A 20,980-nucleotide genomic window follows, 5' to 3' on the forward strand; every position below is an offset into this window, starting at 1 on the left:
AATCGACACAGAAGGACAAATCATGATCGGACTCGGTGTTCGAGCCGCCAACGGCGCTCTGGAGATCCTCGACCTACCCAACCCCCGTCAGCCTGACGCGGGCGAGCTCCTCCTGGAGGTGGTCGCGGCAGGGATCGGACCTTGGGACGCCCTGCTGCACACGGGCGGATGGGACGTCAGCCTCGTTCCGCCCGCGGCTCTGGGCGTCGAAGCCGTCGGCCGCGTCATCGCAGCCGGCCCGGACGAGACCGAATTCCGCACGGGAGACCTCGTGCTGGTCCACGAGGCGCCCCTGCCGGGCGGCAGTGGCACCTGGGCAGAGCGCGTCCTGGTCCGTTCCGCGCACGTCGCACGACTGCCCGAGAACCTGGCTCCGGAGATCGCGGCGGCACTCCCGGTCGCCGCGCTCACCGCCCAGCAGGCCCTCGACGAGCTCCACGTCGACGCCACCACCCGCCTGCTCGTCGTCGGAGCCTCCGGCCCCACCGCGTCACTGGCCGTGCAACTCGCCCGCCTCCGGGGCGCCGAGGTCGTCGCCGGTGCGGGGCCGGCCCGCGCCGATCAGCTCCGCGCTCTCGGCGCCAGCGAGGTCATCGACACCCACGCCGACGGTTGGGCGCAGAGGAGCGATCGCCGATTCGACGCCGTCCTCATCGCCGCGAAAGGCACCGCCGAGGACGCGATCGGACTGCTCACCGATGGAGGCCGCCTCACCTCGATCACCTCGGACGCACCCGACCCGGTTCGCGGAATCACCACCTCGAACCTCTACGTGCAGCCCGACGGGCGTGCGCTCGGCGAACTCGCGGCACTCGCCGCCTCCGGCGAACTGAAGCTCGACGTCCAGACGACACCGATCAAGGACGGCGCCGCGATCGCGAACCAGGTCGCGGGCGGCCGATCTGGTGGGGTCAAGCACGTCCTCGAGTTCTGACGTCCGCGGTAGGAGGACGTCGCAGATTGTCAGAGATGATGGTGCCGGCAACCCACGAAGCGAGGAAGGCCGCGGCGCCTCCGCCGGCGGCGCGGCGCCCCCGGAAGATGAACAGGGCCCCTGCCGGCGGTGATGCCGGTCAGGGGCCCCGTCGACGGGTCAACCCACGTCAGCCGTCGGACTCCGGCGACGGGATGTAGGCGCCGGGCACGTCCTCCGGTGCCAGGATCTTGTCCTCGCCGGGGTACGGCTTGGTCCAGTCGTGCGCCTCGTACCACGAGAAGTGGTTCATCTGTGCCGGGTTCGCGAAGTCGGGCTTGGCGTCAGGCCCGGTCAGCCGCTGGCGCGACTTCCACTCGTCCCACTGCGCGGCCACCTGCTGCTTGTCCGCCGGCACCGTCGCCGACGGCGCGGCCGCGGCGAGGGGGTTCTGCGGAGCCGGGGTGTCCAGGCCGCAGGCGGGCGGGGTCTTCAGACCCGCGGTGAGCGAGGTCCGGTTGGGCAGCGCGGTGAACGGCGTGAAGTCGGGCTTCTTGGTGAAGGCCGCACGCATGGGGCTGGCGGCGCTGTCCTTCTGGTTCATCGGGTGGATCCCGAGGATCTGCTCGATGGTGCGGATCATCGTGATCTGCGTGTAGTAGTGGCTGTCGACGACGCCGCGCTGGGCCCACGGGCTGATGATCTGGATCGGAGCGCGGTGGCCGTCGACGTGGTCGAGGCCGGCCTGGGAGTCGTCCTCGACAACGAAGATCGCCGAGTCCTTCCAGTAGGGGCTGTGCGAGATCGTGTCGACGATCTTGCCGACCGCGAGGTCGTTGTCCGCGACCTGAGCGGCCCCGTTCGCCGGACCACCGGTGTGGTCGCTGGAGAGCCAGAACATGTTCAGGTTGGCCGGCCCGTTCTTCGCGAAGTCACGCTTCCAGATCTCGTACCGGTAGATGTCCGGGACCGCGGTGTCGAACTTCGGGAAGCCGGGCACCGACACGCTGTTCAGTGACGGGATCGGCGAGGACGAGACCAGGTCGTAGGCCGTGTCCTGCCCGGTCGTTGCCATGTTCTTGGTGTCGCAGTACAGGTTCTGCCAGCTCGCGTCGGCCGGCTTGGTCAGGAACTGGTGGAACTCGCCGAAGTTCCGCACCGTCTTCCCCGCCGCCGTCGCACCGGTCCAGATGAATCCGGTCCGCTGGTGGCCGAGAGCGTCGTCCTCCGTGTCGTAGCTGCGGAGGTACTCACCAGCCGTGGACTCGGTGTACTCGGGGTTGTCGGCCTGCATCAGCCAGTTGTGGCCCTCGGCGGAGTTCGTGCCGATGTCGTAGGTGTTGTCGTACAGCCCGAACTGCTTCGCCATCGCGTGCTGGTTCGGCGTCACGTTCTCGCCGTACTGCGCCAGCGACGGGTCGCCGTTGCCCCGCGCGTCGTCACCGAGGATCTGGTCGTAGGTCCGGTTCTCCTTGACGATCAGGAAGACGTGCTTGATCGTCGACGGGTCGCCGAGCCGCTGCGGCACCGGTTCCGCCTTCGCCTTGTTGCCCTTGGCCAGCTTGACCGAGCCGTTGGTCCAGCCGTTCTGGCTGAACACTTTGCCGGTCTGGGCCTTGATGTCCTTGTCGCTGGGCAACGTGAACCGCTGCAGGCTCGACGTCGTGTCGTGCGTGCCGTGGCCGGCGCTGGCCGTGGGGCGGCGGGCGTCGATACCACGGGTGTTGGAGATCAGCACGTCCTTGCCGACCGTGGTGATCTCCGCGGGGAAGTAGTCCGTCGGGAGGAGGCCGACATAGCTGGCCGGCTCCAGCGGGGACGTGTACCGGTAGACGGCGACCGCGTTGGCGCGGCCGAGCGTCACCAGCAGGTGACCGTCGTCGGTGAGCGTCACGGCGTCGGGCTCGTAGCCCACCGTCGCCTCCGGCCACGGCTGGGTGGCGATGGTCTGGACGACCTTGTCGCTCGCGGTGTCGATGACCGACACGTCGTTGGTCGCGGTGTTGGTGACGAACAGCGTCCCGTTCTTGACGTACAGGGCGGTCGGGTGCAGGCCGACGTCGATGCTCCCGACGGCGGCGTCCGGGTTCGCCACGTCGATGACGCTGACCGTACCCGTGGTGGTGGCGGCGGTCACCGGGTCGGCCGGCACCTGGGTGTTGTACGAGTTGATGGTGCTCTCGCCGGGCAGCGCCTTGCGCCCGCCCTCGTTGCTGACGTAGAGCTTGCCGCCGACCAACGCCAGGTCACGCGGGGCGTTGCCCACGACCCAGCTCTGCCGGATGGCGCCGGTCGCCGTGTCGATGGCGACCACGCGGTTCTGGCCGTTGACGGCGGAGTACACGGTGGCGCCGTCGGGCGAGAAGACGGCCTCGGCGACGAGCGCCTGCCTCGGTCCGTCCTTCGCGATCGCGATGGACGTCGGGTTGGCGAGCGTGCCGTCGGGGTTCACGGTGAACTTCGTGTAGCCATCGGGCTGGCCCAGCCAGAGCTGCGAACCGTCGGGTGAGTACGTGGGGCCTTCCTGACCCACGTTGTTGCCGCTGATGCGCAGGTCCGCAGCCGCGTTGTTGCCGACGAGCTGCTGCACCTTCCAGGTTTTCAGGTCCACGATGGCCAGCGCCATCCCACCGTCGGTGACCGAGGCCGCCAGGTGGGTGCCGTCCGGGCTGACCGAGGACGACATGATCTTGCCGTTGTTGATGACGAGACGCTCGCCGATCGGGTCGACGTACTGGGCGTCGGACACGACCAGGCCCTTGTCGGTCACCTGGCCGACCTGGTCGGTGCCGAACTGCTGCGTCTGGGCGAAAGCGATGCCGGTGCCGGCCGCGACGACGATGGCGGTGGTGCCTGCCGTCGCCAGGGGTAGCCGGCGGCCGATGCGTTGACGGAGAAGGCTGGTCTGGCCCTTCTCCACACGCCGACGGCGGCGTGTTACCTGCATGGGATCATCCCTTCGTGGTGTGGAGCAGCTCGACGTTGCCGTCGAACTGCCATAGCGGGTTCGGTGCGTCGCCGGTCGGCGTCTGCACCAGGAAGTAGCCGTTCACTTCCTTCGGTCCGTCGCCATCGGCCACGAACCGCCCGTCGGGGGTGACGTCGAGTTGGTAGATGGCCGACCCAGCGGCCTCGACGTCGGGGAGATGCCAGGAGACGACACAGCGCCAGTCGTTACCGGGCCCTTCGGGGGTGAGCTTCCCGCCGCCCTTGTTGCACGTCGCCGTCGCCTTCAACTGCTCTTCAGTGACGTCGGGGCGGTTGAGCTGCTCGGTCTGCATGCGGTAGAGGTGGGCGAACGCCGTGGCGACCGAGCGTTGCAGCTTCTCTTGCTCGATCCCTGATCCGGTGGCCGGGGTCGCCACGGAGACGACCCCGACTGTCACGGCGAGCAACCCGACCAGCGGCAGGGCTCCGACGGTGAGCGCACGGCGCCCGGAGCCCTCGTAGGTCAGGTTGGTGAAGTCGCGGCGCAGGAACAGCAGGTAGGCCAGTGCTGTCGCGATCACGGCCCACACCAGACTGACCACGATGCCGATCAGGAGCGGGCCGAGCTGCCTCGGGCTGGTGAACAGGCCGTTCCAGGCGATGAAGGTGTAGCCGGGCAGTGCGAGGCGTACGGCGACGGGCAGCGGCAGCATCTGCGCGAGCTGCATCGCGAGCGCGACGAGTGCGGGCAGCAGCAGCCCCATCGGCGACCGCCCGAGAGCGACCGACCCGAGTAGACCGATGGCGGCGAGGGCCAGGGTCGGGGCGAGCACGCAGACCCAGGCGAGCAGCGTCGTCCCGGCGGCGCCTCCCGGCGTCAACAGGTGGCCGTCGAGGCCGACCAGTGGCTGGTTGCCGACCGCCACGACCCCGCCGGCCGCGCTGGAGCAGGCCAGCCCGGCCACGAGCAGCAGGATGACGGTGAGGCTGGACAGTGCCTTCGCGGCGAAGATCCGTCGCGGTGACCGGACCGCCACGAGCAGGTGGCGCCAGGTGCCGAGCCGGTCCTCGGCGGCGAACACGTCGCCGGCCACCACCGAGGTCAGCAGCGGCAGCGCCCAGGTGCCCGAGAACCCGAGCGTCACCAGCGGCCCGGCCCACCCGGTGGCGTGCATCCAGCGGCCGAAGAGGGTGTCGACGGGCAGCGAGCTCTGCTGGCTCACCGCGGCGACGAACAGCGCCGGCGCTACCCAGCAGGCGAGGACCAGCAGCCGGATCCGCCATTGCGAGACCAGCTTGACCAGTTCGAATCGGTAGCCGCGCGCCACCGACACCCGGCGGGTGTCCGCAGCGCGGTCGGCGGCGATGGTCGCGGTCATCAGTTCTCCTCCTGCTGCTCGCTGAGGGCGAGGAACGCAGCCTCGAGCGGCGACACCACCGGGGCGAGTTCGCGCACCGCGACGCCCGCGTTCACGAGCCGCGCCACCAGTTCGTCGAGGGCGGACACCAGCGCGCGGACGACGAGCACCTCGGCGTCCCGTGCCCCGGCGTCGTCGAGGTGGATCCCAGCCGTGTCGGCCGCCAGCTGGCGGGCCGCCTGTGGGTCGGAGGTGCGCAGCCGGTAGTCGAGCTCGCGGTCCTCGGCGGCCAGCTTGCTCAGCGGGCCGGAGAAGACGACCCGTCCGGTGGCGAGGATGGTTACCTCGGAGCAGAGCGCTTCGAGGTCGTCCATGCGGTGGCTGGAGAGCACGACGCTGGTCCCGTCCGCCGCGAGCCGGGTGAGAACGCGGTGTACGTGTTTCTTGCCGGCCGGGTCGAGGCCGTTGGACGGCTCGTCGAGCACGAGCAGCCGCGGCTTGGTGAGCAGGGCGGCGGCGAGCCCGAGCCGCTGACGCATGCCGAGGGAGAAGCCGCTCGCCCGGTCGTCGGCGACGTCGGTGAGCCCGACCTCGGCGAGCACGTCGTCGATCCCGGTCGTCCGCGCGTCCTGGCCGCGGAGCGCGGCCAGGGCGGCGAGGTTCTGCCGGGCGGTGAGCGACGGGTAGAGCCCGGGTCCGTCCACGAAGCCGGCGACGCCGTCGGGAGCGGCGAGCGCCCGCGCGAGCGGTGCACCCAGGATCTCGAGGCGCCCGCTGTCGGCGACGGCCAGGCCCAGCAGGAGACCGAGCAACGTGGTCTTGCCGGCGCCGTTCGGCCCGACCAAGCCGTGGATCTGCCCCTGGGCCACGTCGAGGTCGATGCCGTCGAGCGCAACGACCTCGCCGAAACTCTTGGTGATCCCGCGAGCTCGGATTGCGAGTGGTGCGTCCATGAGCCCCTCCTTTCGTCGCCTTAGGCAACTTAGGGAGGACGAACGGCGCGGGCAGGGACGAATAGCTGAACGTTCATGGAACGGCAGACGACCAGAGCGCAGGGATCGTGGCCGGGCCCACCGGTTCTCGCATCGGCGTCGGTCCTACTAGGAGTCGTCAGAGAGGCTCGACCCCAGTGGTAGAGCGAACGGCGCTGATGTTCAGCCGAGAAACTCCACCAGTTCCCGGTTGAGGTGCGCGGGGTTCTCGGTCGGGACGCCGTGGTGCGAGACTGCGGGCAGGACTGCGGTGACGATGTGGGGCATGAGCTCGCGGGCCTTGGCTGACACCTTGCGAATGTCATGCGCCCGGCTCTTCTCGGCCAGCAGGAGCAGTGTCGGGACGGACGAGGCGCGCAGCCGGTCGGGGTCAGGGTGGCGCGGCATGACGACTTTCGCGCGGGGCATCTCGGCGCCGAGGCACACGAGCTGCAGCCATGCGGGATCGACAGGAATACCTGCGGTCTCCCAGTCGAGAAAGGCACGCATCCGGGCCGCGTTTGGCCTGACGAATATCGGCACGGCGCGCAGGCGGTAGCTCAGCCGCAGGCCGGTGAAGCAGTCGGTCGGGTCCAGTAGCGCGAGCTTGTGTACCCGATGCGGCGCGTGCAGGGCGTAGTTGAGCGCGAGCCAGCCGCCGTACGAGTGGCCGCATAGGCTCGCACCGTCGAGGCTCAACCCGCTGAACAACCCGTCGAGCCAGTCCATGAACCTGGCGTGGGTGTCGACGGGACGGCCGTCGTTGACGCTGCGGCCGGCGTTTCCGATGATGTCGATCGCGTACACCCGATGGGCCCGACTCAGCTCACCCACGTTGGCGAACCACACCGTCGACGTGGCACCGCTGCCGTGCAGCAGGATCAGCGGCTTGCCGTCGCGTGGCCCGCAGCTGTGAACTCGGGTCATGCCGTACGGCGACGGCAGGTCTACGGATTCGACGGCAACCGGCCACTGGGCCAGGACGGCGTCGTATGCCGCGAAGTACTCGACGTGTCCCTGTCCCGTGCTGTCGGCGGGCGGGAGGCCGGGGTCCGGTGCACGATCGTCGGTCATTGGTCACCTCAGCCTGTCTGATCGTCACGGTGTTCGATGTTTCCCGGCTGCCGCTCGGCAAGAGGCCGGCGGCGGCTCCGGCACCACGGTTCGAGTATCGACAGCGTCGCCGCGGCGACCACGAGGACCAACTCTTGGACGGTCCGACAGTCTTCGGTGAGCCGCCGCGGCAGGGTCGTCGTCACGATGCGGGTTCGGGTGTACCGCCGATCCGTCCGCGGAGCACGGCGACGGCCACGCCGACGATCCAGACGATGGCCAGGAGCCGGAACAACGGCTCGAGTTTGATCAGCGGCGACCAGAGAACCGACACACACGCCAGAGCGATGAGCGGGCCGGCGACGAGCCCGTAGCGGAACACCCAGCGAGTCGGCGTGCCGGACCGCAGAACGCCCGTGGAGGCGGACCGGATCAGCACGGCGGTGCCGAGCAGATGCAATGCACCGCCGCAGATCAGCGCGGCCCGGCCGAGCCCGGACAGCACGGCGTCCGTAGCGGACGCGGCCACGACGGTGAGCAGCACGGAGAGCAGGACCGACAGTCCGAGGAACCCCGACGCAGCGACGGCGCCTCCGTACACCGCCCGGCCTGAGGCACGTAGCCGGCGGCCGAACAGCAACAGCGCCAAGGCGGCCACCATCTGCAAGCCAGACTGCACAGCGACTGCGAGCCCGTTGGTCGAGTAGAAGTGGCGCAGTTGCGCCGCCGAGGCGCCGGGCAGGTACAGCGTCTTGCCGACGGCAAGCGCGCCCCCGGCGACGAGGGAGGCGACGAACGCAGCGGTGAAGACGAAACCCCACCAGCCGGAGCGCCGATGATCGATGCTGGTCACACCGCCGATGCTGCTCGCCGCGGGCCGCGCGGGCATCGGCCCTGGAGCGGCTCCTCATATACCTCAGGGAACGTAGCCCAGGACCGACTGGTACGCGAACACCACCAGTGACGCTCAGGAGTCTGCTGGTACGCCGGCTTCCAGTTGGCCGATCATCGGGGCGAGGAGTTCGTTGAGTTCCCGAGCCAGCACGATCACGGCCCTACGGGCGGCGGACGCTACGGAATCGTCCGGACCGTCGGGAGCCGAAGGCAGATCATCGAGGGGAACCGGGGCTTCCACCTGCAGCATCGCACGTAGATGTGGGCTGCGCGTCAGGTCCTGGTCCGAGGGTGTCGTGTACTGGCCGAACAACTGCGGCCAGTCACGCCAACCACGATCACGCTGCCACTGCTTGGTCCACGTGAGCTCGGCCGGCCACCGCGAAACCACCGATACGGCGCAGGTCATGCTCCCGTCCCACCTGCTCGGCGTACAGGTCGCTGAGATGATCCGCCTGTGCCAGCGGACGTAGCCAGGTGACAGCTCGATAGCCAGTCGCCAGGCTGTGGCGGCGAAGGCAACGGGCGCGATGTCGCCCCACGTGTCGGCGAACTCGTCGGTACGACTCAGCACCTCGGCCTCGTAGCGACCGCGCCCGTCTGCGCCGTGCTCACGGTCGAACTGCTCATCCAGCCAGAAGGCGCGGGGTTCAGGCATCCTCATCTCCGTCCGAGGCCGTGGCTCATCACATCTTCCGCACCATGGCGGTCTATCACGATCTGCAAGAGACCCGCGACCGTTCGTGCCCCTGGTGACCGTCCAGGGAGGCCAGCTACCGGAACGTGGATGGATTGCCGGTCAGGCGGAAGAGCCGGCGGGTCCACTTCGCGCGGACACCGGAGACGGCTTGCCGTTCACGCAGCTCTCGATGAACAACCTCTCGCCTTCTTTCAGCAAGGCGACCTTCTCGGCGTAGTCCTCGACCTGGGGCGCGTCGTGTCCGTTGGGGCCAGCGTAGAGCTGTTGGTAGGAGTCATAGCATTCTTCCTGGTCGCCGAAGAATCCCGCGCCCTTCGTGGCATGCAGTTCGACCCCGTGCTGAGCCATCCTGCGCAGGTACTCCATCTGCTCTTCATGTGAGGCACTGCGGCTGCAGGCGGCGAGAACTGCCGCCAGGGACAGCGACAGGGCCGCTGCCACGTAGCGCTTCAACATGGGCGCGGAGTGTATCAACCACCCGTGATTTCCTGGGGGTAGGCAGCTGGGCGCCTGCCAGGAGTCGAACCTACGGCCTTGAGCGGGGAGCGTCCTTCCTCATCTGGGACTGCGAGGTTGGATCGGTTCCCGCGAACGATCCGAAAGCGCGTGTCTACCGGATGTTAGGGTCACGGGATGCCTGCACTCCTTACCAAGCCGTTCCCCGCCGGACGCACCGCGTTGATCGTTGTGGACCTGATGCCGCGTATCGTCGAGCAGGACATGGGTCCCCACAAGGGGGCCGACGTGGTGACCCGGGCAAGCCGCCTGGTGACGGCGTTCCGCCGGGCCGGCGGCACCGTGGTGCTGGTCCGGGTGGATCGGCCGGGCGTTGCCGAGCAGCCGCCAGGCAGTGGGTTCGTCCCGGAGATGGAGCCGCAGCCCGGCGACATCGTTGTCGTGAAGCAAACCATTGGCGCGTTCTACGGCACAGGCTTGGCCGACCAGCTGCGGGAGCGCGGCGTGCAGTCAGTGGTCATGACCGGCCTTGCCACGACGATGGGCGTCGAGTCGACCGCGCGCGCTGCGTCCGATCACGGGTTCGAGGTCATCTTCGTAGCCGATGCGATGAGCGGTATGACGGCGGCGGAGCATGACCACGCTCTGGCGGTGGTCCTGCCGCGGTTCGGCGAGGTCGTCACCACCGACGAGGTGCTCGACTGGCTCAGTTGACGCCCGTCACCGTCGCTGCAGGAAACGGCGGCTGCCCGGCAGTGATTCAACTGGTTTGGGTGGAACACATAGATCATCGAGGGGCAGCCGCCGCGCTGCCGGGCTATGACCGGACTACCCGCCGATCAAGTATGCGAACTGGTCGGCGCGGTGTTCGACCTGACCGGGATCGTCCGGCACGTCGTCGAGCCAGCCCCGTTGCTGCGCCCTGAGCGCGATCTGGAACCGGGTGCGTGCCCCGAGGAGAGCGCCGACATCGCTCACCGTCTGTTGGACGGTGCGCCGGCTGAGCCCGAGGGCCCGGGCGATAGCGTCGTCCTTCATCCCGAGTGCCATGAAGCGCAGCACCTGCAGCATCCGAGGGTCGGGCGCCGGCCTCAGGTCGGGGTCCGGCGGAGCGACCGGCCCGGCCTCGCTCCACGGCTGGCCGTGCTCCCACAGCTCCTCGAAGAGGACGCGTAGCACGCGCAGGAGCGGCCGCGCGTAGACGAGCAGCGAGCCGGCCGCGGGATCGTCCGGCTTGAGCGACATGATCGCGGCTACGTCGTCGAACATGACCAGCTTCATCGGCAGACCGTTGCTCAGCCGGATTTGACCGCCGAGGCTGCCGCCCTCCCGCGCGGTCCGCAGCGAGAGTTCGTCGTCGAAGCTGCCGCTGTCGTAGACGGAGCGGAAGCGCACGCCCCGGGCCATCGCCTCGCCCTGCGCGCCCATCCGCTCCGGCAACTGCTCTGTGGGAGCGACGTACGGCGGCATGACCAGATGCAGGACCTCACGCTGAGCCGAGCGCAGGTGGTGCTCATAGCGAGCGTTGAGGCGCTGCGGGCTGTCGAGCACCTCGAACTGGTCGCCGATGAAACGGCGGTCGACGGTCTCGGTGTACACCTCGTGCAGCCGCTCCGCCTGGAGCCGGACGTTTGCGAGCCGGGCGCTGCGGCGGGCGAGCAGCGACTCGATCGCGGCGCGGGGCGGGTTCGCACTCCACCGCGCGGGGCTCAGGCTCACCCGTACGGCGAGCAGCTCGTCGCTCAACGTCCGCAGCGCGAGGGCGACACCGCGCGATGGAAGGCCGAGCGCTTCCGCGATCTCGGCCGGCGTCGACTCGGGGTGCGCGACGAGGTGCTCGAGGACCTGACCCGCGGCGGGCGGCAAGCCGGCGTCGGACCACCAGGTCGTCGGCTCGTCCACCGGGACCCTCCTCCGCGCGGCATTTCACACTTGCGCAACTGCCCGGAGTCGCACCCCCGAATGCGTTGTGGCGGAAGTCTACGACCCCGACGGTTCTTCTATGTCGGGTGCGTTCCACCCGACTCCGCATACCGAAGGAGCACGATGTCCGGGAGTTCTACGAGGACGGTCTCCGTCCTCGCCTCCTTCCTGCTCGTGGGTGCTCTCGGCGCCGTCGGCATAGCGCCGGCCAGCGCCTCCCCCGCACCCGGAGTTCCCGTAGCCGGCGACGATCCGGCTGCCCATAACCACACACTGGACGACGGGTCGAAGGTGACCTGGTACGACGACGGCACCGCTACCGTCACCGACGCCAAGGGCGCGCAGCGCCCGTTCGTGGTGCCACCCGTCGCGGGCATGAGCGGCTACGGCACGACGTACAGCCCCACCATCGAGACCATCGAGGCCCGGGCGGCAGCTCAGACCTACCAGGTCGGCTCCGGTGCCGTCGGCATCGGCACGATGAACACCTCGGTCCACCTGCCCGAGAAGGTCGCAAAGGGCGCCCAGGCGCGCGCGAAGGCCGCGACCGCGACCGACGTCGTCGGCGTACCCACCAACGACGCGCTCACCAGCTCCTTCTCGTCCTGGCTCAACGCACAGGGCGTCAACGCGGTCGGCGCCTTCGTCGACGCGAAGCGCCACCTGAACGCGCTGCCCGGCGCGGGCCAGATCATCACCAACGTCTCGATCGGTGACGTCAACGACGACACCACCATCGTCCGGGACGGCCAGCGCTACCTCGACATCCCGTCGATGCCGCTCATCCCGACGTACACCGCCGACGACGACGGTTCCCTCGACCCCATGGGCACCACCGAGGGCCAGGATCCGGCGCTCGGCGAGGTGCTGCTCGACTTCTCGATGATGGCGCCGCTCCCCCACCACCAGCAGCGACCGGAGGCGCTCGGCGAGGGCGCGACAGACCTGCTCGGCATCGCGCCCGGCGCGGACTACCGTCTCGTCGTCGCCGAGGAGCCCACGTTCGAGGGCATCAACCAGGCGTTCATCGCCGCCGCCAACCAGAACCCGCGGCCGACAGTCATCACCGCGAGCCTCGGCGCCGGCACCGACACCAACCTCGGCTTCCCCGGCCGCTGGATCGAGGACATCCCGCAGATCCGCGAGACCCTGCGCAAGATCGTCGCCTCCGGCATCGTCGTCGTGGTCAGCTCCAACGACGGCACCCGGCTGGCCCTGCCCGTGTCGGTCGGCCCGGACGGGGGCAGCACGCCGACCGAGCGCACCAAGAAGAAGTCCGACCAGACGGACCTCGACGACATCGCGCCCACCACGGTCCCGACCAAGGTCACCGACACAGGCGTGATCGCCGCGGGATCGACGACGGTGGACGACACGCTGACGAGCACGGACATCCGCGCGGGGGTCTGGCCGACGACCCGCTACAACGGCGCCGCGGCATACGCCTCGGGCTTCGGGTCCCGGATCGACCTGTCCGCCCCCGGAGACAACCTGCCCGCGTTCTTCCACGCGCAGAGCCAGGGCCCCCAGGCCGTCGGCCTGCAGCTCGGCGGCGGCACGTCCGCCTCGGCGCCGATGATCGCGGCCGCCGCGGCGGTGGTCCTGCAGGCGGGTGAGGCGACCAGCACCGACCTCACCCCGAAGCAGGTCCGCCAGATCCTCATCGACACGGCCCGCCCGGTTGCCACCCCACCGCAGGCCGACCAGGAGCTCCACGTCGGTCCGCAGATCGACGTCACCCGGGCCTTCGAGAAGGTGCTCTCGCGCGGCTTCCCTATCGCCCGCACCGCCGCCCGGCTCTCGATGGCCGAGCGTCAGGTCATCCCGACCCTGCAGGGCATGTCGTTCGAAGAGGACACCGACCCCGACGCGATCGACCTGGCCGGCCCCACCGGAGGCAACGGCGACAAGACCGGACAGAACGCGGTCTCCCCGATCACCTTCGGGATGGACCTCGCCGGTGACACCAGGGGTCTGACCTACCAGCTCGTCGTCGGCAGCCGCACCTTCCCGGCGGCGGTGCCGAGCATCCGGGTTCTGCCGAAGGAGCTCTTCGACGCCGCCGGCCTCTCGATGACATCGGGCTCGCCGCAGCGCATCGACGTACGCTTCCAGGCACTCGGCAAGGTCAGCGGCAGGACGGCGGTCGTCGCGGAGCTGTCGCGGACGCTCACGTTCCTGCCCTCCGATGGGACCTACGAGCAGGCCCTGCCTCCGACGGCCCCTGGCAAGGTGGCGCTCGGCGAACCGGTGGCGGTCTCCTACGACCTGACCGGCGTCCGCGGCGTCAGCAACCCGCGCCTGGTCGTCTCCAGCGTCGGGCACTACACCCCGTCGGCCGGCGTCGACATCTTCAACGAGGCCTGGAGCACGCCGCTCACCGGGACCAAGGGCACCGTCACCGTCCCCGCCTCCGCGTTCACCGCCGGCGGCGGCGGCCTCTACGGCGTCGGCCTCCAGACCGCCACGCTCGGCGGTTACCTGAAGGTGTGGGGAGACTTCCGGGCCTTCCTCGTCGGACCCGGCGCAGACCAGCGGCCCGCCCCGATCACCTTCGGCCCCGACGTCCACGCCGCCGCGGTGCGCCGTGGCGACGCGCGCGTCCCAGTGAACTGGGACGTGCGCGACGTCAAGGGCGCGACCGGCGCGGCCGTCGAGGTCATGGCGCCGGCCCCGACCCTGGCCGGTACGCTCAACACGGCGACCAACCAGAACGGCACCAAACGCGACGACGACGGCTTCAACCACGCCTCAACGGTGTGGCGTGAGCTGCCGTCGACCAACGGAACCACCGTGCTCGACCTGGACACGCTGGACCTGACGACCGGGCTGCAGTACCCGGTTCGCGTCATCGCCACGAAGCACGGCCAGCCGATCGGCCAGGCCTCGGCCACCTCGTTCCTGCAGTACGACGACGGCGACCGCATCGACGGCGCGGTCGAGGGCTTCGTGGTCGACGGCGGCAAGGCCTACATCTCGGCCGACACGTTCGACGGGTTCGACCTGGTCGACTCCGCCACGGTGCCGTACGACCTCGCCTCCGGCACCCTCGGGGCGAAGATCAACCACAGCGCCCCGGGCTCCCACTTGCAGCTCATCAAGGGCATCGACCCCGCGAGCGGGCATGCCCTGGTGCTGCATCGCCCGTTGCTCGGCACTGAGGCCGAGGTCCGGGTCATCGACCTGGCCACCGACACCGTGGTGAAGTCGACGCAGGTCGGCAGCCTGCCCGGCCTCACCGTCGGACAGAGCTACCTCGACGGCGCGACGGTCGACCGGGTTCGAGGGCGCGGCTACATCGAGGTGTACGACAGCTCGCAGGGCTACAGCCTGCTCTACACCGTCGACATGGCCACCGGCAACGCCACCGGCCCGCTGATCCTCAACCCGAACAACCGCGGTAGGACGTTCTCGAACCTGGCCGTCGACTCCTCCACCGGCACGGTCTTCGCGACCACCGTCGGCACGGCAGGCCCCTGCCTCGCCGGCCGGGCGGGCTACTGGATGGTCAAGGCGGACGTCGCCGCGCAGACGGTCAGCCCGGCCACGACAATGCCGCTGTGCACGGCGGCTGTGGCACCTGACGGGAAGGGCGACAAGCTGTACGTCTCTGTCGGGGCCCACCAGCCGTACGGCGGCAGCTTCCCGCTCAGCTCTTTCCTGACCATGGACCAGGCCACGATCACCAAGGGTCCCGAGAAGGCCATCGACACCCGCGGCCCCGAGTGGCTGACCTATGACGCCACCCACCACGTGCTGGTCCAGACCAGCATCTACGAGGCCGACCACGACACGGACAACAACCCGATGAGCGAGGTGACGCTCATCGACCCCGACACCGGGGCGGTCCTGTCGCGCAAGCCGATGGTCAACCTGGTCAACTCCACGCTCGCCGCGTCCAACTTCGACTTCACCGCGCGCCAGGGTCTCTACCTCGACCCGACCACCCGCACGGGGTACGTCGTCGACGCGTGGGCCGGCGGATTGTCGAGGTTCACCTACTGAGGCACCCACCGACCAACTGAGGCACCCGGCCCGTCCACCCTCACGGACGGGCCGGGGTCCTCGGTGCTCGCAGCGCCATCCGCGACCCCGGGCCGTGGAAAAGGAGGCAGCTTCCCCTTGAGAACGCGAGGTTCACCAGAGCCTGCCGTACGTCGGGTCGCGGACGACGTCCGGAAACTCATCAGACCCATCGGCCCCATGCCGAGCCAACCCTCGCGGATACCGCGAATCGTACCGGCGACGCCCACGCGCGACTGGGCATAACCGCCAAGTCCTGACGCACTAACCGGTGTGCCAAGACACGGGACTATCGGGCAAAGGCCCTGTCCACATTCGGCGGTGACGGAAGGTGCCGCTATCCGAGGAGGATGCGGTGGCGAAGCAGGGTGAAGCCCGCTCGTCCGTGCATTGGCGTGCGATCCGTTTGGTCTTGGTGTTGACGCCTTCGGTGGGGCGTTGCTGTAGGGAAGCCTAGCGCGGCGTTCACGGCGTCGCGGTCTCGTTCCAGGCCCCGGGCGAAGCGCCGCTCGCCCCTCGGCTACGAACGATCAACCACCGGAGCCCTGGAGGCTCAAGCCGCATAACGGAGACCTCCACGCTTCCATGGGATGGACAGTCCGACTGGTGGCAACGCCTCGGTGCCCTGTCTGTAGCGCACGTGCGTCGACCCGGGGTCGCGGTCGGTACGACGACCCCGGGTCGATGGGTAAATCAGAGCCGCTTGTCATGCGTCGCCCAGAAGATCCTCCAATTGATCAAAGAGGGCTTCGCAGAGCCGACGATCGAACGACTCCTCGCGGGGCGCCAATGGCCGCCACAACTCGGGATCGTTAGGAGCGACCTTTCGAAGGAGCAAAGATTCCCATCCTAGATTCTGCCCAGTTCCGAGGTCACCGACCAGTTTCTCCTTCAGTTTGGCGAGCAGATCGTCGCCGACCCCCTCTCGATAACCATAGAAAAAGGCGACGTACATGACGTATGAGCCGTCCAGTCCGAACATGCCGGGTCGCTCCCGGAGATTCCGGATGAGTTTCCGTCGATTCACGAGACCGGCGTCCATTTCAAGATGTCGCCGCCATATTCCCAGCGGGATTCGAACTCCTCCATGGAGACATCCGTCCTATCTGTGAACCCGTTATAAACTCTGCCATTCGCGTCACGCGGGGTGAAGTCCTCTCGTGAGTGCGTGGAAGAAAAAAGATCCAGTCAGAAGGTAGGGCGCAGCGGGCTGGCGCGGCCACCCCTTTCCTCCTGGGCCGGTCAGGGGCGGGTTGGCGAGCTGGGCGTCGACCCGCGCCGGTCACCTTCGCGGCCTCTTTCTGCCGCCGCCGGGCCACCTCCCGTAGGACTTGGTCGTTCCGCTGGCCGTTGCCCAGTCCGTCGGCGGCCTCGTCGGGGCGACACCGCCGAGGCAATCCGGACGTGGATTGTCCGCAACCGCCCCTACCATGGCCGGCATGGCAATCGCTCGCTTCCCCAGCATCGTCATCGACTGTCCCGATCCTGGTGCGCTCGCGAAGTTCTACGGCGCAATGTTGGATTGGAAGGTCGACGTCTCCTCAGATTGGGCCGACGTCCGCGCGGAGTACGGTCAGTGCATCTCGTTCCAGCAGGTGGAGGGGTACACGCCGCCCGCGTGGCCGAGCCAGGAACCGCCCCAGCAGATGCACCTCGATGTGATCGTTGACGACCTCGATGCCGCCGAGGCGGCAGTGCTCGATCTCGGCGCAACCAAACACCCGCATCAGCCCGGTACGTCCTTCCGTGTCTTCCTCGACCCGGCAGGTCATCCCTTCTGCCTCTGCACGAACTGATCCGGACGGGCAATCCTCGTTTGCGACAAGCCCTGGCCGGCTCGGCATGATTTCACGCTCGCCGGCGCGTCCGGACGGCAACCGATCCGGCTCAGCGGGACGCACCGGGCGGATCGTCAGGCGCACCGCGCCGCAGAGGAACGACTCGGGCGACCGAGCGTCCGCCTCTTCACTGCTGCCCCGGTCCGGTGCCGCCTCAGGGGTTTACCCGCTGCGGTTTCGACGTGCGACGACGTGACCGCCGGCAATGCCCTCCCGGCCGCGCCGGCCAGGACGACGACGTCCCGCCGCACACGGTCAGCTTCATCATCGGGGAACCACTTGAACGCCTGTCCGGCTCGGCGACATCGCTTCGGGCCGGTCGGCTCCTGAATGGGCCGCGGGCCTCTGATTTCCGTGGGGCTCTGCAGCGGCCGCCGTGGTGACCCGGGCCCGAGCGGCGTCGCGAGCTGCTCGGGCCCGGATCACGTGGTTACCGGGACCGTACCCCGTAGGCGCGGTAGACGGTCTGCGTGACCTGGTTGCCGGCCCGGTCGTCGAGGGTGACGCGCAGCGCGACGTGACCCGCGGCGGATCGGTTCTCGACCATCACCTGGCCCAGCTGCCCCTCGGACGTGGCGGTCACCGCGAGCGGCTGCCAGGTGCCGCCCTCGTTGTAGGAGACCTCCACCCGCTTGACATGGGTGCCCGCAGTGCCCCCGCTGGGACGGCCGCCGACGCCGATCAGCACCTTGGTTCGCGACCCCTTGACGGCCTGGTTGTATCCGTCGAGCCCGACGGCGGTCAGCCGGGGCACGAAAAGCGGATTGTCGACGTACGAGTCGGTGCCTTCGGCGGTGAACCGCCACTCGGTGTCAATCCTGTTGGACAGGGTCGAGTAGGGCACGTCCCGACTGACGCTCGCCCGCAGGCTGTACGTCGACTTCTCGGTCGGCAGCCCGTACACGTAGCCCCACTGGTCGGCCGGCCACTGGGTGACCTGCTGGCCGTCCCGGCTGAGGGTGAGTGTGCCCGACGCGGGGCTGAAGCCGAAGGTGTGCGGCTCGGCGTCGATGAACCACGGAATGCTCGGGATCGACATGAAGTCTTCGCGGCGCGAGCCGGTGGAGTTGTCCAACATCGGCCCGAGGATCGCGTTGTTCCAGGTCTCCTTGCTCTCCTGGTCCAGGCTGACGGTCTTCGTCGGCGCGAAGATCCAGTCGTCCCCGATCCGGATGTCACTCTCGTACTGCCCGGGTGAGCGGTACTCGATGACGGTCGACGGATAGGTGACGGGGCCCTCGAAGGACAGCGTGGGCAGGCCACTGTCGCTGACCATGCCGACCGAGGCGAAGCCGCTGGAGGCGACGCCTGGGGCCTTGAAGGTCGTCACCACCCGGGCCAGTTCCTCCCTCGCCACCGTGCGTACCGGTTTCGTCGGGACGCCGTCACGGACGTCTGCGATGCGGTAGTAGTACGGGCTCGGTGACTGGGCGCTCGATCCCTTCTTGTCGAAGACCGCCCGGGCGTTGTAGGTGACCGCCGGGTCGTCGAGCGGGAGCACGTAGTTGGCGCCCTCCAGGCCGAAGGCGCCTCCGTGCGCCAGACGCCTGCCCGCCACATCGAGGGCGAGGTCCACAGAGGTCATGAGGTGCTCGGCCGAGCGGTCGGAGACGTCGAGGCGGACCTGCTTGCCGAGGCGGGCGTCGACTGTCACCGGCAGGATGGCGCTCTCGTCGGTCACGGTGATCGGCACGATCCCGTAGGTGAAGGTGACGTCGTCCGGTCCGCCCGGATAGACCGTGGTCAGCAGGTAGTGCCGGCCGGCGGGCAGCAAGGCCCGTGCCGTGCCGCCGGCGACGCTCAGCCAGGTCATCTCGCCGGTGGCACCGTTCACCGCGGCGACCCCGCCGTCGGCGACCTCGCCGAGCCGGTTGACCAGGTTCACCGAGACGTCGTAGCGCGCCTCCTGGTGGTACGTCAGGGCCGTGCGTGCCACCTGCGTCCCGTTGACGCTGGCGGTGAGCGCGCCGAGGTGGTAGGCCTCGCCCTCACCCTCGCTGCCCATCGTGAGCGTGACCGAGGCGCTGCCTCCAGCCGGTACTTCCAGGCGGGAGGTGTTCAACGTGACCAGCGCGGCTGGCACCGACGACACGGCCAGGTCAAGCACGGCCGGGGCGTTCCCGTCGTTGCGGTAGCTGACCGTGCGGGTGACGGGGGTGGTGGGGCGGGGCCAGGGCTGGTTGACGTTGACGGCGCCGGCACTCGGGGTGACCTGAGCGGCGATCGCCCGCGCGAGGTCCACCCGGCCGGTCCCGTACCGGGTCGACGGTGTGCTCTCCCAGGAGATCCCGACGGCGCTGCTGGTCAGGGCCGCCTTGAGCTGTTGACCGGTCCAGTCGGGGTGCTGCTGGGCCAGGATCGCCGCTGCGCCGGCCACGTGTGGAGTGGCCATGGAGGTGCCGCTGAGGGTCCCGTAGCCGCCGCCGGGGACGGCCGCCGTGATGTTCACGCCGGGGGCGCTGATCTCCGGCTTCAGCGCGGAGTCACCGGCGCGGGGGCCGCAGCTGGAGAAGCTGGCGATGTAGTCGTCGTCGGTGACCGCGGCCACGCTCAGCGCCGCGTCCGCGGTGCTGGGTGAGCCGATCGGGTGGGCGCCGTACGAGCAGCCGTCGTTGCCCGCCGCGATGACGAAGAGCGCCCCGGTCTGGGCCGACAGGTCGTTCACCGCGGCTTCGAGCGGGTCGACACCGGGCGTGTCGATGCTGCCGAGGCTCATGTTGATGACCTTGGCGTGCACCTCGGTCGCCGCCCACTGCATACCGGCGAGGATCGCCGACCAGGGGCAACCGTCCACGCCGCAGACCTTGCCCTCGGCCAGCTTCGCGCCGGGTGCCACGCCCTTGAACGACCCTTCGGAGGCGGCGCCGCTGCCCGCGATGGTCGAGGAGACGTGGGTGCCGTGGCCGACGTGGTCGTCCACCGTGCCTTCGCCGACGAAGTCTGCGGAGGCGACGACCGCGTCCTTGAGGTCGGGGTGGTCGACGTCGTAGCCGGTGTCGAGAACGGCGACGGTGACACCGGTGCCGGTGAGCCCGGCCTGCCAGGCGATGGGGGCGTTGATCTGGGGCACGCTGCGGTCCAGCGAGACGGCCATCTTGCGGTCCAGCCAGAGCTTGCCGAGATCGCCGCGCAGCCGATGCGCCGACTTCTCGCCGCCGGTGACCGCGCGCCACATGCGGCCGGTGTCCTTCGGCGCCACGCGCACCGCGTTCAACCCGAGCCGGGGCAGCGTACGGGTGGTCCGGGCGGTGTCGGAGAGCATGGCCCGCACCTTGTCGGACCGCTCGGCCGTGGCCGTCTTGCCGTACTGGGTGAGCAGCGGCAGATCGCCGCCGTCAGTGGTGGCGTTGTCGATCAGTGCTCCCAGGTCGAACAGCTGGGGGTCCAGGTGATCGGTGGCGAGCAGGGTCAGCGCGTCGGAGGGTACGACCGAGACGGCGCCGTCGCCGGACGACCGGGTCAGGAACGTGATGTCCTCGCGCCCGGGGCCGGGGGTGACGCGGTACGAGGTGATCCCCTTCGGCCCGCGGGTGATCGCCACCGTGTCGCCGGTGACCAGAGCCACCGTGTGGTGTTCGAGTTGTTGCGGCGCACCGCCGGATGCGGCGGCCGGCTGCGGTCCGGCGACCGCCGGGGCTGGGGCCACGGCCGCCGACGCGGCTATCCCCACCACCGTGAGGGCGCCGGCTGCCACCTTCCGGGCGACACTCCGGGGCGACCGAAGTAGATATACGGACATCGACCCTCTCTTCAGCTGACGAGCCTTGATCTTTCGTGACGTCACGACTGGCACCTGCCGACCACGGTCCGGCCGGGGTCCTCGCGGAGATGAGCTCGGCAGAGTGTCACACTTGGCACCACCCCCGGCTAGATCACTTCGCGGCGCAGATGCGCCCTGACTCAGGTGCGCCATCACCAGCACC

Annotated in this window: 14 protein-coding genes and 1 pseudogene; 4 read left to right on the plus strand and 11 right to left on the minus strand. The window is 69.2% G+C overall.

Annotated features, from left to right (window positions below):
• Positions 1-22: 22 nt before the first annotated feature.
• Positions 23-934: an NADP-dependent oxidoreductase gene (locus BXA10_RS27765; RefSeq protein ID WP_076473804.1), complete on the plus strand. Its 912-nt coding sequence runs from the start codon at positions 23-25 to the stop codon at positions 932-934.
• Positions 935-1,103: 169 nt separating this feature from the next.
• Here the strand turns inward: BXA10_RS27765 and BXA10_RS27770 are convergent, their stop codons facing one another.
• The 7 genes from BXA10_RS27770 to BXA10_RS27800 form a co-directional block, all read right to left on the minus strand.
• The gene (locus tag BXA10_RS27770) at positions 1,104-3,860 is read right to left on the minus strand and encodes a YncE family protein (protein WP_076473805.1); all 2,757 of its coding nucleotides are present in this window, start codon (positions 3,858-3,860) and stop codon (positions 1,104-1,106) included.
• Positions 3,861-3,864: 4 nt separating this feature from the next.
• On the minus strand, positions 3,865-5,220 hold the full coding sequence (locus BXA10_RS27775) for an ABC transporter permease (RefSeq protein WP_076473806.1): 1,356 nt from the start codon (positions 5,218-5,220) through the stop codon (positions 3,865-3,867).
• Positions 5,220-6,152 (minus strand): ABC transporter ATP-binding protein, encoded by a 933-nt coding sequence (locus BXA10_RS27780; protein ID WP_076473807.1) that lies wholly within the window; start codon positions 6,150-6,152, stop codon positions 5,220-5,222. The genes BXA10_RS27775 and BXA10_RS27780 overlap by 1 nt, the downstream gene beginning before the upstream one ends.
• A gap of 201 nt (positions 6,153-6,353) precedes the next feature.
• Positions 6,354-7,244 carry an alpha/beta fold hydrolase gene (locus tag BXA10_RS27785; RefSeq protein ID WP_084753410.1) on the minus strand — a complete coding sequence of 297 codons (891 nt, stop codon included), beginning with the start codon at positions 7,242-7,244 and terminating at the stop codon, positions 6,354-6,356.
• A 181-nt stretch (positions 7,245-7,425) separates the two neighbouring features.
• Positions 7,426-8,076 carry a hypothetical protein gene (locus tag BXA10_RS27790; RefSeq protein ID WP_139338184.1) on the minus strand — a complete coding sequence of 217 codons (651 nt, stop codon included), beginning with the start codon at positions 8,074-8,076 and terminating at the stop codon, positions 7,426-7,428.
• A 114-nt stretch (positions 8,077-8,190) separates the two neighbouring features.
• Entirely contained in the window at positions 8,191-8,775 is a 585-nt protein-coding gene (locus BXA10_RS27795) for a hypothetical protein (protein ID WP_245828582.1), read from the minus strand.
• 141 nt (positions 8,776-8,916) lie between these two features.
• Positions 8,917-9,273 (minus strand): hypothetical protein, encoded by a 357-nt coding sequence (locus tag BXA10_RS27800; RefSeq protein ID WP_076473810.1) that lies wholly within the window; start codon positions 9,271-9,273, stop codon positions 8,917-8,919.
• A gap of 177 nt (positions 9,274-9,450) precedes the next feature.
• On the opposite strand from BXA10_RS27800, the gene BXA10_RS27805 reads away from it, so the two are divergent.
• Positions 9,451-9,987, plus strand: a complete 537-nt coding sequence (locus BXA10_RS27805) for a cysteine hydrolase family protein (protein WP_076473811.1) — start codon at positions 9,451-9,453, stop codon at positions 9,985-9,987.
• Positions 9,988-10,101: 114 nt separating this feature from the next.
• Here the strand turns inward: BXA10_RS27805 and BXA10_RS27810 are convergent, their stop codons facing one another.
• Positions 10,102-11,175 carry a helix-turn-helix transcriptional regulator gene (locus tag BXA10_RS27810; protein WP_076473812.1) on the minus strand — a complete coding sequence of 358 codons (1,074 nt, stop codon included), beginning with the start codon at positions 11,173-11,175 and terminating at the stop codon, positions 10,102-10,104.
• A 144-nt stretch (positions 11,176-11,319) separates the two neighbouring features.
• Between BXA10_RS27810 and BXA10_RS27815 the strand changes: the two genes are divergently transcribed.
• A complete protein-coding gene (locus tag BXA10_RS27815) occupies positions 11,320-15,201 on the plus strand; it encodes a S8 family serine peptidase (protein WP_139338185.1) in 3,882 nt (1,293 codons plus the stop codon).
• A 355-nt stretch (positions 15,202-15,556) separates the two neighbouring features.
• Here BXA10_RS27815 and BXA10_RS30590 read toward each other — a convergent pair.
• Together BXA10_RS30590 and BXA10_RS31110 are read right to left on the minus strand one after the other, a co-directional pair.
• Positions 15,557-15,721 (minus strand): annotated as a pseudogene (locus BXA10_RS30590) (ISL3 family transposase); the annotation flags it as partial.
• A gap of 204 nt (positions 15,722-15,925) precedes the next feature.
• On the minus strand, positions 15,926-16,201 hold the full coding sequence (locus BXA10_RS31110) for a hypothetical protein (protein ID WP_139338186.1): 276 nt from the start codon (positions 16,199-16,201) through the stop codon (positions 15,926-15,928).
• Between the two features lie 457 nt (positions 16,202-16,658).
• Between BXA10_RS31110 and BXA10_RS27820 the strand changes: the two genes are divergently transcribed.
• On the plus strand, positions 16,659-17,015 hold the full coding sequence (locus BXA10_RS27820; RefSeq protein WP_076473841.1) for a VOC family protein: 357 nt from the start codon (positions 16,659-16,661) through the stop codon (positions 17,013-17,015).
• A gap of 472 nt (positions 17,016-17,487) precedes the next feature.
• On the opposite strand, the gene BXA10_RS27825 is transcribed toward BXA10_RS27820, so the two are convergent.
• Positions 17,488-20,751: a S8 family peptidase gene (locus tag BXA10_RS27825; RefSeq protein ID WP_076473814.1), complete on the minus strand. Its 3,264-nt coding sequence runs from the start codon at positions 20,749-20,751 to the stop codon at positions 17,488-17,490.
• Between the last annotated feature and the right edge of the window lie 229 nt (positions 20,752-20,980).

Origin of the sequence: Micromonospora avicenniae (genome assembly GCF_900156065.1) — a bacterium.
Classification (GTDB): Bacteria; Actinomycetota; Actinomycetes; order Mycobacteriales; family Micromonosporaceae; genus Micromonospora; species Micromonospora avicenniae.